The following is a 13,671-nucleotide window of genomic DNA, read 5'->3' on the forward strand; positions in this document are numbered from 1 at the left end:
TAATTAAAAATGGAAATGAACATCGCTTTTATATTGAAGCTAATCCCCAGTTTAAATTGGTAAACATTTATGATGAAAATTCAAGAAAGGTAACGCTTGCAACGGCATTGGGTAATAAAACAATGGAAACCGTAAAACAGATGCAAAAAAACAATGAGCATCAGAAAGAAAGCCAATCAAAACGTAATGGTATGCGCATAAGTTGATACACTTAGAAATAATGGAAACACTAAAACCTTTATCCGATTTCTTTAAGGCGGTTGAGAAAGATTATCGTATCAGTATTACTCATATTGGGATATACGCTGCGTTGCTACAATTTAGAGCGGATAGTGGTTTTGTTAATCCTATTCAAGCATACAGGTATGAAATTATGAAAATAGCCAAGATTACGGGGCCTGTAACATACCATAAATGCATGCGTGAACTAAACGAGTACGGCTATATTAGTTATTTGCCAAAACGTAATAGAAATCAGAGGAGTGTAATTTATTTCCCCTATTATCTATCTGATTTAGAAGTTAAATTTTCAAAATAGTAGCGTTATGAAAAAGTTTACATTGGAGGAGCTTCCTGATGCCGTAACAATGTTGCATGAGAAAATGGAATGTATTGAGATGCTATTAAAAGAAAAGGGTTATAGATATAAAGATAGGTCTCAAAATTATTTATTAAAGGAGAAATGTAGCTCACACTACAATAAAAACGATTTAGCACAACTCTTCTATATTCTCATGGATGAGAAAATTTTATTTTTTGATGATAAATGTGAAAAGTATAATAGAAGTAAAATGCAGCAGTTTATTGAAGGAAACTTTACTTATACTGGAGATGCGGGATTGCAAGTTAGTATAGATACAATAAGCAAGCAATTTTCTGAATCCAAGGGATTTACCTATGGAGAAAAACAGCTGAAATTTCTAGATAAAATTATTTGGCTATTTCAAAAGCGAAGAGAAAAATTAGCAGGCAGGTAGTGTTTTTGTTTATGAGATTCCAAAATGAATTACTCTCCAGTCTTAATTTGTATTAAAAATCACAAAATCATGTCTAAAGAAGGTAAAGAAAATAAATTCTCGTATATCTCGGCAATTAAACAATTACTCGACCCCTTACATACCCGATTAGAAAAAATAGATTCTAAAATCAGAGGTCAGGATGTAAAACAGGCGCTGCGATATTATAGGAATGAGGATTTAAAGAGAATTTTCGGCTTATCGAATAATACTATCATAAAATATCGTCAAACAGGTATACTGCCTTACACAAAACTTGGCGATATATATATGTATGAGGTATCCAAAATAGAAAAGATACTAAAAGAAAATGGGCAATGAACTTTAAAAATAGATACTAGATTGAAATTTTTATTAAAACCACTTTATAAGATAGTACCAATTTATAAACACAAAAGGATTCCAAATCGGAATCCTTTTGTGCTTATAATACGATTCTTTAAGTTGAATTTGAAATTTGATATGAGCAGCTATAGATCAACTATATTTTTGCTTTAATTTTGACATGTCTTCCATTACATTTACATCTAAGACTTTAGCGTAATGTTGTGTTTGCTTAATATTTGTATGGCCCATCATTGACGAAACATGTTCTATTCTGACTCCGTTGCCTAAAGTTATTGTAGTAGCAAATGTATGTCTGGCCACATACCAAGTAAGGTTTTTTTCTATTCCACACAAATCTCCAATTTCCTTAAGATAGGCGTTCATTTTTTGATTGGATATCTGAGGGATCAATCCAATCTGTAGATTTTTATATTTGTTGATTATCTTAAGAGTGGGAGGGAGTATAGGAACGTTTGCTCTTATGTCTGTTTTTGCCCTGTTAGTCATTATCCAGAAATTCTCATTGTTATCTTGGAATATATTATTTGAGGTAAGGTTCGAGGCATCTACAGGAGCATAACCGGTGTAACAACTAAAGAGAAATATATCTTTCACTCTCTCTAGTCGTTCAACAGAAAATTTCTTATTTTCAATAAGATTTAATTCCAGTTGGGTGAGAAATACAGCATCTTTAATATTCAGCTTACCATCGTAAAGATCAAACGGGTTCTTATCTATTACTCCCATTTTGATACTGTGATTACAGGATGTTTTATACATTCTCATGTACTTTACCATCGAGTTGTTTTTAATGCCAATCCTGCCTTTAAAATCGCTTTCATACTTAAGGAATGATTCGAGATTATAAATAAAGGCACTGCTAATCTCACTTGATGGAAGGTCGTTGATACCATATTGTTTTTTTATAAAAGTCATAAGTAATTCTTTGGAACGTTCATATTTTTGGAGTGAAGCCTTTGAGCGTTCATCTGCATCAACCTTTCTTTGAAAGTATTTGTTATGTTTTTCTAAAATTTCTAATATGCTTACATCTTTAGTTTTTAATTTAGTTTTGCCATTAAATTCATTTTTTAGCAGGATCAATGAAATATCTGAATCTATTCTGACTAGTTCATTAAATTTTTTTTCAATGTTCAGTTGAAATACATCCAATCCATTTTTTATTACTTTTTCCTTTTCAAGTTTAAGCACATTTCTTAGGTTTTTGGTAAACTGCCACCTTTCTTTTAAGATGGATTTCCCCGTTGCCATGGTGATAGATTTCTGATTGTACGAGATACGGGCAAAAATTGGAGATTCTCCCTTTTTGTTGGCTTTTCCAGCTTTGAGATAAAAAATTACTTTTAACATAACTTCCTGTTTTTAAATTAATATTCAAATTGATTTAAAAACTTTGAAAGTGTCTAGTGTTGGCGGGGAATTCCCAGGGAATTCTTCCGATTTAGTGACCCTATTTTCTCTTAAAAAGCAGAAAAAATAATAGGGTCACTAATAGGGTCACCGTTCTTTGATAGTATATGTGTTTTTTGACACATTATAAAAAACGAAAAAGCCTTTAAATACTACTATTTAAAGGCTTTTGACTTTAGAAGTTTCTTTTGAAACTTCAACTGGCGGAGAAAGAGGGATTCGAACCCCCGGACCTGTTACAGTCAACAGTTTTCAAGACTGCCGCATTCGACCGCTCTGCCATTTCTCCAGTATGTCGCTCTCATTACCTGATTGCGAGTGCAAATATAGGGAGCTTTTTCGTTTTAAAAAAAACTATTTTAGGAAAATTTCATCTATTTTTTAAGAAAATTTTTAATCGTTTCATTTGCTTCGCTTTAGAGAAGGAATAGTTACGAAAAAAAGTTTGCAATGATTGGGTAATTGACGGTTGTAATGGAGCAATTAGTGAAAAGCCATTAGCCTTTGGTAAAAGTGACTGGTGAAAAGTGATTACTAATTAGCTTTTTTTAGGACTATATGTCCCGTCCTAAAAAAAACTGACACAAATTCCACAGATTAGCACAGATTTTCAATATAACAGAGCATTCAATTTGTGGAAATTTGTGGAATCTGTGTCAAAAAAACATCCTTTAGGTATCAATACGGACAATCATATTGTTTTTTAATGCGTTTGACCGGGCTAATCACGAGTCACTTTTTACTAATTTAATACTTTACGTATTCTTTTATTTCTAAACCGTATCCTATCATTCCAACACGTTTGGTTTGTTCTGCATTTGATAATAGACGAATTTTAGAGATATCAAGGTCGTGCAAAATTTGGGCACCAATTCCAAAATCTTTATTGTCCATCTTAATTTGTGGAGCTTTAAATTCACCTTTGGTCTGTAGCTCTTTTAATTCAACAATACGGTTTAGTAAATCAACCGATTGTAATTCTTGATTGATAAACAATACGGCACCTTTGCCTTCTTCGTTGATCATTTGAAACATATCATCCAGCTTTTTGTGGGCATCGTTGGTCAATGTACCCAAAATGTCGTTATTAACCGATGTCGAGTTGATTCGGGTCAATACCACTTCGCCTAAATTCCAGGTTCCTTTAGTCAAGGCGATATGAATTTGTTTATTGGTAGTTTGTAGATACGCTCTTAGTCTAAAAGTGCCAAAACGGGTTTCAATATCAAAATCCTCTTTCTTTACAATCAAGCTGTCGTGTTGCATTCTATAAGCAACAAGTGCTTCGATAGAAACCAATTTTAAGTCGAATTTCTTGGCCACTTTTACCAATTGTGGCAAGCGCGCCATGGTTCCGTCTTCGTTCATGATTTCGACAATCACACCAGCCGATTTGAATCCAGCCAATCTTGCAAAATCAATTGCAGCTTCGGTATGTCCTGTTCTTCTCAAAACACCACCTTGTTTGGCGATTAATGGGAAAATATGTCCAGGACGTGCCAAATCATGCGGCTTGGTATTAGAATCTACCAACGAAAGGATAGTTTGGGCTCTATCTGCAGCCGAAATCCCGGTTGTTACACCATTACCTCTCAAATCTACCGAAACTGTAAAAGCAGTCTCCATTGGGTCGGTATTATTGCTTACCATAACGTGTAATCCAAGCTCTTTACAACGACTTTCGGTCAAGGGAGCGCAAATTAATCCACGACCATGAGTAGCCATAAAGTTGATCATTTCTGGAGTCACTTTTTCGGCGGCAGCCAGAAAATCTCCTTCGTTTTCGCGATCTTCATCATCAACGACAATGATTACTTTGCCTTGACGAATATCTTCAATGGCTTCTTCTATGGTATTGAGTTGTATTTTTGAGTTAGGCATCTTATTCTTTATTTTGAGATGGAATTATTTTTTGAAAAATTTTTTGAAATACTTTTTGAATAGGAGATAAAATTACATCCATATTGATTAAACCAATATCGTTTGTTGCACGATAAGTCAATAATATGGCCAATGGAGTGAGTATCATAGACGACATCCAGGACCCGAAAAAAGGAGGCATTCCGTCTTCTTGCGAAATTCTTTTTCCAAACGTATTTATAAAGTGAAAGGATATAAAGATCAAAACGGCAAATACAATAGGAAGTCCTAATCCCCCTTTTCGAATAATGGCACCCAATGGAGCACCAATAAAAAACATTAAAAAGCAGGCATACACAATCACAAACTTATCATATAGTGCCAATAGATGACCGTTGATGTTTTTCTTTTTACTATCAAGTTCTGTTTTTGTAGCGTCAATAGCATACATATTGCTTTCGATATTACTACAGGTAATTTTTAATATTTCGGCTTTTTGTTTGTTGGTATATAAAGACAGTAAGTCTTTTGAAAAGGATTTTTTCTTTGGGTTCGTTTTGACTTTATTATCAACCAAGGTGCCGAGTCTTGATGAACTGTTCTCTGAAAAAGAGACTATATCAGTATTCCTGTTTTTGGTCAAAGAATCCAAAGTGTAGCTTAAGTCATTTACATTAAGCATGGTATTTGTATTGGATACGGTTTCATCTTTGGTGTCAACCTTATTCAATGCCGATAAATCAATATTGATCCTGTATTTCTTAAAAGAGCTTTTGGCAAATGGTAATTTATCGCGATCTTCATACTTTTTGGGTACAATGTCTTGGTAATAATTACCGTCGTTCAATACCAACTGAAGGATGCTTGTTTTATTACTACTAATCAATTCTCCGTCTTTGGCTCTAATGACTGTTTTGCTGCCGTCCCCATTTTTAGATTTCTCATGAATGGTAATCCCTGTAAGATGATTTCCGTTTTCTCCCGACTTTTTATTCACCTTAATAGTGTACAAACCTACATCGCTAAATTGTCCTTCGGTAATAGCGAGCGCAGGCTTGGCTTGGGCAATGTTTTTTCTAAAATTTATAAATTTAAATTCGGCGTAAGGGATAACGTTATTGGCAAATATGAACGCTACAATGCTTAATAGTGCGATAGAAATCGTTAAGGTTCTCATGGCTCTTTGCAACGAAATACCCGAAGATTTCATAGCCGCAAACTCATAATGTTCGGATAAATTTCCAAAAGACATTATCGAAGCCAATAAAATAGAAAGCGGGAGTACCAAAGGTATAATTCTTGGCATCGAAAAAGCCAAAAATTTAATGACCATTACAAAGTCTAAGTCTTTCCCTGCCAATTCAGCTATAAATAACCAAACGGTTTGCAGTATGAATACAAAAAATAGAATTACAAATACCGTAGCAAGTGTACCTAAGAATGTTTTTAATAAGTATTTATCTAGAATTTTCACTAATAATTAGTCTAATTTATTGATGTAGTACTTTGGGTATTTACTTTGGGCAAAGGTAAATTGATTTTTTGGTAATGGCTGATTTGTTTTAAAAGAATTAACCGTTAATGTCGTTTTAGTCCCTTTTTTACCAATTTCAATCACATTGTAGATGTTTTTGGTTTTAGAATCAATTCCAACCAATATTTCCTTTCTTTGATCTTTGGCGTTTGTTGGAATGAGTTTAATGTATTGTATTTTCTTACCAGCTACATTTTGAACAATATCCATCGAAAATTTATAACCTGTATTAAAAAAGGTCAACATTTTTGAAGGCGTAATGGACGAATCGTCTTTTTCATTAAGGGTAGAAATCGTGATTTCTTCGTCTTCTGGAACAATAGTATAGGTTTTTTTACCGTCAAAAATCTTGGTAATTCCCATGAAATTCAGGGTATATTGGTTCCCTTTCATGATAACCGTTCCTTTGCTGTCTTGATTGATATTTTCTTTGGCATTGTTCAAAGAATATTTAAAATCAATTACAATGTTATTGTAACTCTTTACTTTGGCAGTTACCTGATCCAGCAATTGTTTTGCTTTTTTATCTTGGGCTTGCATAGAAAATCCAATAAAAAAGGCAAGTAAAATGCCTAAGAACGGTTTTATTGCTATTTTGTGTAGTGTCATTATGATGTTTGTTTTGTTGTATTCTAATTACTGTTTTGTTATATGCCATTGAGAATTCGAATCATTTTGGCGTGTCTCTATTTGGGACAGGGGCTTACATTCAGACCGTTTATTGGCCCCTTTCCCAAATAGAGCCGGGCTTCCCGATAATTATCGGGACGCGCTACAAGGTAGCTAGCTTCTATCCCTCACGCAGTCTCGTGTAAGCAAGATGTTTGGTGCAAAAATAAAGAACCATAAATCAAAAGAATCTAAAAAAAAAGCTAAAAAATCAAAATCCTAAATTTTATTAGGACTGTGTTCTACAATCTATTTTCTCTATTCTATTTTCTAACCTCACGATTCATTACTAAAAAACTGATCCAGTCCCGTCATATCCTGTATGTTTACACTTCTCGCTTTGCTTCCTTCAAATGGGCCTACAATTCCTGCAGCTTCGAGTTGGTCAATTAATCGACCGGCTCTGTTGTAACCCAGTTTTAATTTTCGTTGTAATAATGATGCCGAACCTTGTTGCGCATTCACAATTACTTCTGCAGCTTCTCTAAATAAGGTATCTCTTTCTGATATATCCATTTCTAGACTGATTCCACCATCTTCTCCAACAAATTCCGGAAGTAAATAAGCGGTAGCATAGGCTTTTTGTGCGCCAATGAACTCAGTTATTTTCTCTACCTCTGGCGTGTCTATAAAAGCACATTGCACACGGACAACGTCATTTCCGTTGGTGTACAACATATCTCCACGTCCTATTAATTGATCCGCTCCTGCGGTGTCCAAAATAGTTCTTGAATCTATTTTTGAGGTAACTCTAAAAGCGATTCTCGCAGGGAAGTTGGCTTTGATTAAACCAGTAATTACGTTTACCGATGGTCTTTGGGTAGCAATAATCAAGTGAATACCAATGGCACGGGCCAATTGCGCCAAACGGGCAATGGGTACTTCTACCTCTTTTCCCGCTGTCATAATCAAATCGGCAAATTCATCGACCACCAATACGATATAGGGTAAAAAACGATGTCCGTTTTCTGGATTTAATTTTCTGGCTTTAAACTTATCGTTGTATTCCTTGATGTTACGAACCATTGCGTCTTTCAATAAAGAATAACGATTGTCCATTTCTACACAAAGAGAGTTTAACGTAGCTACCACCTTGGCATTATCCGTGATAATGGCATCTTCGGTATCGGGCAATTTGGCGAGGTAATGTCTCTCGATTTTGTTGAAAAGGGTAAGCTCTACTTTTTTAGGATCGACCAATACAAATTTTACTTCCGCTGGATGTTTTTTGTATAAAAGCGAAGTCAATACCGCATTCAAACCAACTGATTTTCCTTGTCCGGTAGCTCCCGCCATCAATAGGTGGGGCATTTTGGCCAAATCGACCACGAAGGTTTCGTTTGAAATTGTTTTTCCAAGCGCAATAGGTAATTCCATTTCAGCTTCTTGAAATTTAGCTGAACCTATCACACTTTTCATAGAAACCATGGTTGGATTCTTGTTCGGAACCTCAATACCAATAGTTCCTTTTCCGGGAATAGGGGCAATGATACGAATTCCTAAAGCTGAAAGTGACAAGGCAATATCATCTTCTAAACTCTTAATTTTTGAAATACGAATTCCCGCTTCGGGTACAATTTCATATAAGGTTACCGATGGACCAACAGTCGCTTTAATCTGGGCAATTTCTATCTTGTAATTGCGAAGGGTATCTACAATTCTATTTTTGTTTTCTTCTAATTCTTCCTGATTGATGGTAATACCGCCAGTCGAATATTCTTTTAATAAATCGATGGTTGGGTATTTGTAATTTGATAAATCCAAAGTAGGATCAAACAAACCAAAATCAGAAACTAATCGAGAAGCCAAGTTGTCTTCAATAATGTCTTCTTCAATCGCTTTTTCGATTACGAATGCTTCTTCTTTAATGGGTGCTGCGGTTGGTAGAATCTCCATGGCAAGCGGTTTGATCGTTGGCTCCAAATTAATTTCAGAAGCGTTAGAAATTGTTGGTTTCAATGCTTCTTTGTTTATTTCGAACTGTGAACCAGCCGATTTTAAATGAATGTTATTTAATTCTTCTTCAGGTTCCTCTACAGCAAATTCTTCTAAATTATAGAAACTGTCGTTTGAGGACAGAACAGGACTTGGAGTCAAATCTTCTTTGATTTCTTTTTTAGTGTTCTCAAAAAAGGATTGTACTTTTTCTGGCGATACTTGAAGTTTAAAAATGATATAAATGATTAAACCAAAAACCAGTGTCAAAAATGTTCCTGTTTTTCCGATGTAATCTTGAGAAAATAAATTCAGTTCATAGCCTATTGTTCCGCCTAATTCGGGTAATGAAGTGGCGAAAAAACCAAACAATACGGATAGAATTATGACTACGAATAAATCCCAAAACCAAATTCCTTTTAGTTTTTTAACGGAAAGATTCAGTACTAGATACATTCCAGTAAGGAAAAATAAACGTACGAATATAAAGGCGGCAACTCCAAAACCTTTGTATATCATTAAATCGGCTAAGTAGGCTCCAAATTTCCCTAACCAGTTTTGAACTACTTCATCGCGGTTAGTCAATTCGGATACAGCACTCTGATCCATTTGTCCATAGATAAAAAAGGAAACAAATGCTACCAATAAAGCTATTGAAAATAAGACCAAAAGGGATCCTAAAACAATTTTGTGTTGTTTAGAAAATTCCCAAGATTTTATTCCTTTAGGTTCTGATACGTTTTTTTTATCCGAAGGTTCTTTTTTTGTTGTTTTTGCCATTCTTGAATTTAGTTGAACCTATAAAAATTTTGGGATATAAATAATAAGGCCGATAGCGATTGCTGTCAAGGCTGCAAAAAATACGGCACCAGCGGCGATATCTTTGATGAAACCAATTCTTTCATGATAATTGGGATGAATAAAATCGGCTATTTTTTCTACAGCCGTATTCAATCCTTCAACACTCATGATTAATCCGATAGCCATGGTTTGAAAAAGCCATTCGGTAGTGGTGATGTGAAAATAAAAACCTGCAATAGTCATTATGATTCCAATGGAGAATTGAACCATAATACTGTGCTCAGTAGTAATTAATTTAACGGCACCCTGAAAAGCGAATTTCATGCTTTTCAGTCGGCCCGTCAATAAGGTATTGTCTTTTTGAAATTCCATATAGGCTATTAAAGTGCGGCTAATGCTGCTTCATAATTAGGTTCGTTTGCAATTTCGCCCACTTGTTCTGTGTGATTAACAGTACCGTTTTCGTCAACTACAATGATAACTCTTGAGTGCAATCCAGCTAATGGACCATCAACGATATCTAAACCATTGCTTTTGCCAAAAGAGCCTTCTTGAAAATCAGATAGGTTTACTACATTTTTAAGACCTTCAGCTCCACAAAAACGTTTTTGGGCAAAAGGTAAATCTCTAGAAATACACAATACAGTTGTATTAGCCAAGTTACTTGCAGTTTCGTTGAATTTTCTAACCGATGTTGCACAAGTTCCTGTATCAATACTAGGGAAAATATTTAAGACTAATTTTTTACCAGCAAAAGTGCTTAAATCAGCAACTGATAAATCATTTTGAACTAATTTGAAATCAGCTAGTTTTGAACCTACTTTTGGTAATTCACCTGATGTGTTTATTGGGTTTCCGCCTAATGTTATTGCAGCCATTTTTTTTGCTTTTTTAATGAGGTTCAAAAGTAAGGATTAATATTTGAAACTAAAAAAAAATAGTTATGGGTTATGCGTTATCTGTTATCAGTTTTCTTTGTTTGCGTGATTGTTTTCTCTGAAATCTGCAACTGGATGCCAGTTTTTTCCGCGAGAGGGATAGGAGCTGGCTACCTTGTAGCGCGCATAGCCCGACAGCATTAGGGAAAGTGGCGACTATTGACAAACTAAAGCAGCCGCTTTTTCTAATGGTGGCTCGCCCAAATGATCTTTCTTTAATTTCATAATTTTTGGTTGGTGCATTCAAGTAATAAAAGCTTACCCCGCTCTTCTACCCAAAGTTGATGGTAAGTATTAAAACCGACAAGTTACTGGAAGTTGCCTATGGGTATTTTTGCCATTTTTTACCTCTCTATTTTTTGAACTTATATTTTATTAAAAACAAGTAATGGGACTTTGGCATTAAAGGAATAATTGGCGGAGTTACTGGAGAAAAATATTTTGTCGAAAAAACTTCTGTTCTGTTGCGTGAACATAATCATCATGGAAGGTTTTGATCGCTTAATTACAGCTTCTATATTTGAAATCAAACTATCTGCGAGATTGACATTTTCGATATGCAGTTTAATATTGTGCCTTGAATTTTTTTTTACCAATTGATCTATGGTGTTTTTGTTTGTTGTTATTTCGGCGGGATAATTGAAATGGAGTATTTCAACTTTTGCCTTTAATGGCTTTGTGAAGTCAATTACTTTTTCAAGTTCGTTTTCAAGATTCACAAGGTCCGAGGCGTAAATGACGCTTTTTATTTCACTTCGACTATAATTGTGGGGTACGGCTATAACAGGAACTATTGAATGGGCGATTAGACTGGAAGTGTTTGTCCCGAATATTTTTTTTAGTTTTCCTGAGCCTCTGGTGCTGATGCAGATAAAATTGAATCTATTTTCCTGAGCATATTCCCTGATATTGCTGTCCGTAAGAACAGCACTATTTATTACACACTTCTTATTTATAGAAACAACATCCATGTCCCTATAAACCGATTCTACAAATTGATTCAGTTTTTTTTGAATTTTATTCGATTCTTTCCTTTCATAATCAGCAAAGGCGGGATTGCTCAACGACGTGAGATTTGCAATGTAATAGGAATGAAAAAAAGTCAACTCAAATTTATGTTGTGATGCCAATTGAATGGCAAACCGCAAAGCTGCTTTTGAGTTAGAAGAGAAATCGGTGGTAACAAGAATTTTATCCATTATCTTTTATGTTGATTGTTATTATGGCAAAACACTATTCAATTGACAGATTAAATCTATTATCATCTCTTGCTTGACATCAATGATGCTGTAATGCTCAAGATTAAAATAACAACAATTACCAGCAATGCAATTTGTATTGGCAATTTGTAGAAATCTACCAGCAACATCTTCAGCCCGACAAATATTAATATCAAAGCAAGCCCCTTCGACAAATACCGGAATTTATCCATCATTCCCGCCAGTGCAAAATACAAAGAGCGCAAGCCAAGTATGGCAAACACATTTGAAGTATAAACAATAAAATGGTCTTGGGTGATGGCCAGTATTGCAGGAATGCTATCTGCCGCAAAAATCAAATCGGTGGTTTCAATCAACACCAACACTAAAAATAAAGGCGTTGCAAACCGTTTCCCGTCTTGTTTTACAAAAAATTTTCCGCCATGCAGTTCATTAGTAACAGGCATTACTCTTCTGAATAACTTTATTAGGGGATTTTTTTCCGGTTCAATTATGATCTCCTTTTGCGTAAGCATCTTATATCCTGTATAAATCAGTATCGCCCCGAAAACATAAATCGTCCAGTGGAATTTTTCGAGTAAGGCCACTCCCGCAAAAATAAAAGCTGCCCGCATTATCAATGCCCCGATGATTCCCCAAAACAAAATTTTATGCTGATGAATCGCCGGAGTTTTGAAATAAGAAAAAATTAAAACGAAAACAAAAATATTATCGACACTCAATGCTTTTTCAATCACATAACCCGTAAAAAACTCCAATGCTTTTACCTCACCTTGCCAATAATAAATAAGCACATTAAAGCACATGGCAAGTGTTACCCAAACTCCCGTCCAGATCACGGCTTCTTTAATACTTATTTCATGGGCTTTGCGGTTAAAAACCCCTAAATCCAATGCAAGCATCAATAGTACAAATACATTAAACCCAATCCAAAAACTCAAATCCGTTTGCATATTCGTATCTTGTTTAATTTAGCATTAAGTACATTAAAGTTAATCTATTTTTTACACATCAGGGCATTCTGTTTTTTAAAACAAGACTCATCAAGTCTAGTAACTAAGTGCTTAACCTCATGTTTAATTTAAAACCAATCAAATAAAACGAAAAAATTATTTGATTGTATCAAAAGACAAATATGTAGTAAGCAGAAACCCACTATTGTATTGAAACACAGATTTGTTATTTACCATTTTCGCTTGCTGTAAAATCTGACTCAAATAACCCGCTTCAATTTTTACATTTTTATTGACTTTATAACCTACTAATGCCGCAAATCGGTTTTGGTCAAAAACATTTACTCCAACATTTTTTCCGAAACCAACAAAGATCTCGTCCATTAAAATAATGCTCCAGCTGTGATTATCGGTACTGTTTTTAAATACAGGAATCTCTGTTCTGAGTCTATATCGCATCCTGTTTTGGAAAACCCAGTCTGTGACGGTTCCTCCATTTTGAACCAAAAACTTTTCGATAAACCGTTGTTCTAATGTAAAGCGATGGGATACGTCCACTTTTCCTATTGGATTTTTTAAAACTATTTGCTCATAAATACGATGTTCGGAGAAAGCGTTTGCATTTGGATAATCACCATAAGGTTCCGTTTCAGCAAAAGCGTAACCTGCATTTAAATTCACATCTTTTCTCAATGTATAATTCACCCCTGCACGCAATAAATTTTGCTGTGGACTTTCTAACGCATCTACTCTGCGGAGTTGATATTCGGTATGCAAGGCAATTTTCGGACTTATTTTTACAGTTGCAATAAAGGCCAGCCAGCCAATATTATTATAGTCCGACAATCTCTGTTCTTGGGCATAAAAACTGTTGCTTATGGTAATAAGTATAGAAAAGAGTATTAATTGTTTGAAAAACTTCATAAGAGTAAAATATAAAACGTGCAGCCGATTTACGACTGCACGTTTGGTGAATAATGTTTCTAT

Annotated in this window: 13 protein-coding genes, 1 tRNA gene and 1 pseudogene; 4 read left to right on the forward strand and 11 right to left on the reverse strand. The window is 34.8% G+C overall.

Going from position 1 to position 13,671, the window contains the following annotated elements:
- The 4 genes and pseudogenes from FNW52_RS20845 to FNW52_RS15700 all read left to right on the forward strand — a co-directional run.
- Positions 1-206: pseudogene (locus FNW52_RS20845) on the forward strand (hypothetical protein); the annotation flags it as partial.
- Between the two features lie 14 nt (positions 207-220).
- Positions 221-538, forward strand: coding sequence for a hypothetical protein (locus FNW52_RS15690; RefSeq protein ID WP_143378377.1), 318 nt, complete (start codon positions 221-223; stop codon positions 536-538).
- Between the two features lie 7 nt (positions 539-545).
- A complete protein-coding gene (locus FNW52_RS15695) occupies positions 546-977 on the forward strand; it encodes a hypothetical protein (protein ID WP_143378378.1) in 432 nt (143 codons plus the stop codon).
- Positions 978-1,046: 69 nt separating this feature from the next.
- Positions 1,047-1,337, forward strand: coding sequence for a helix-turn-helix domain-containing protein (locus FNW52_RS15700; RefSeq protein ID WP_143378379.1), 291 nt, complete (start codon positions 1,047-1,049; stop codon positions 1,335-1,337).
- Positions 1,338-1,493: 156 nt separating this feature from the next.
- Here FNW52_RS15700 and FNW52_RS15705 read toward each other — a convergent pair whose 3' ends face one another.
- The 11 genes from FNW52_RS15705 to FNW52_RS15755 form a co-directional block, all read right to left on the reverse strand.
- Positions 1,494-2,714 carry a site-specific integrase gene (locus FNW52_RS15705; protein WP_143378380.1) on the reverse strand — a complete coding sequence of 407 codons (1,221 nt, stop codon included), beginning with the start codon at positions 2,712-2,714 and terminating at the stop codon, positions 1,494-1,496.
- 261 nt (positions 2,715-2,975) lie between these two features.
- Positions 2,976-3,063: transfer RNA gene (locus tag FNW52_RS15710), tRNA-Ser, on the reverse strand.
- Between the two features lie 458 nt (positions 3,064-3,521).
- Positions 3,522-4,655: a 3,4-dihydroxy-2-butanone-4-phosphate synthase gene (ribB, locus tag FNW52_RS15715; RefSeq protein ID WP_143378381.1), complete on the reverse strand. Its 1,134-nt coding sequence runs from the start codon at positions 4,653-4,655 to the stop codon at positions 3,522-3,524.
- A 1-nt stretch (position 4,656) separates the two neighbouring features.
- Positions 4,657-6,108: an LptF/LptG family permease gene (locus FNW52_RS15720; RefSeq protein ID WP_143378382.1), complete on the reverse strand. Its 1,452-nt coding sequence runs from the start codon at positions 6,106-6,108 to the stop codon at positions 4,657-4,659.
- A 6-nt stretch (positions 6,109-6,114) separates the two neighbouring features.
- The gene (locus FNW52_RS15725; RefSeq protein WP_370511573.1) at positions 6,115-6,708 is read right to left on the reverse strand and encodes an outer membrane lipoprotein carrier protein LolA; all 594 of its coding nucleotides are present in this window, start codon (positions 6,706-6,708) and stop codon (positions 6,115-6,117) included.
- A 405-nt stretch (positions 6,709-7,113) separates the two neighbouring features.
- A complete protein-coding gene (locus FNW52_RS15730; protein WP_143378384.1) occupies positions 7,114-9,552 on the reverse strand; it encodes a DNA translocase FtsK in 2,439 nt (812 codons plus the stop codon).
- 18 nt (positions 9,553-9,570) lie between these two features.
- A complete protein-coding gene (locus FNW52_RS15735; protein WP_143378385.1) occupies positions 9,571-9,945 on the reverse strand; it encodes a diacylglycerol kinase family protein in 375 nt (124 codons plus the stop codon).
- A gap of 8 nt (positions 9,946-9,953) precedes the next feature.
- Positions 9,954-10,451: a thiol peroxidase gene (gene tpx, locus FNW52_RS15740; protein WP_143378386.1), complete on the reverse strand. Its 498-nt coding sequence runs from the start codon at positions 10,449-10,451 to the stop codon at positions 9,954-9,956.
- 425 nt (positions 10,452-10,876) lie between these two features.
- The gene (locus tag FNW52_RS15745; protein WP_143378387.1) at positions 10,877-11,710 is read right to left on the reverse strand and encodes a universal stress protein; all 834 of its coding nucleotides are present in this window, start codon (positions 11,708-11,710) and stop codon (positions 10,877-10,879) included.
- A gap of 62 nt (positions 11,711-11,772) precedes the next feature.
- On the reverse strand, positions 11,773-12,684 hold the full coding sequence (locus FNW52_RS15750; RefSeq protein WP_143378388.1) for a TerC family protein: 912 nt from the start codon (positions 12,682-12,684) through the stop codon (positions 11,773-11,775).
- Between the two features lie 156 nt (positions 12,685-12,840).
- Positions 12,841-13,608 carry a DUF2490 domain-containing protein gene (locus FNW52_RS15755; RefSeq protein WP_143378389.1) on the reverse strand — a complete coding sequence of 256 codons (768 nt, stop codon included), beginning with the start codon at positions 13,606-13,608 and terminating at the stop codon, positions 12,841-12,843.
- Between the last annotated feature and the right edge of the window lie 63 nt (positions 13,609-13,671).

Source organism: Flavobacterium sp. ZT3R18 (assembly GCF_007097385.1).
Taxonomy (GTDB): Bacteria; Bacteroidota; Bacteroidia; order Flavobacteriales; family Flavobacteriaceae; genus Flavobacterium.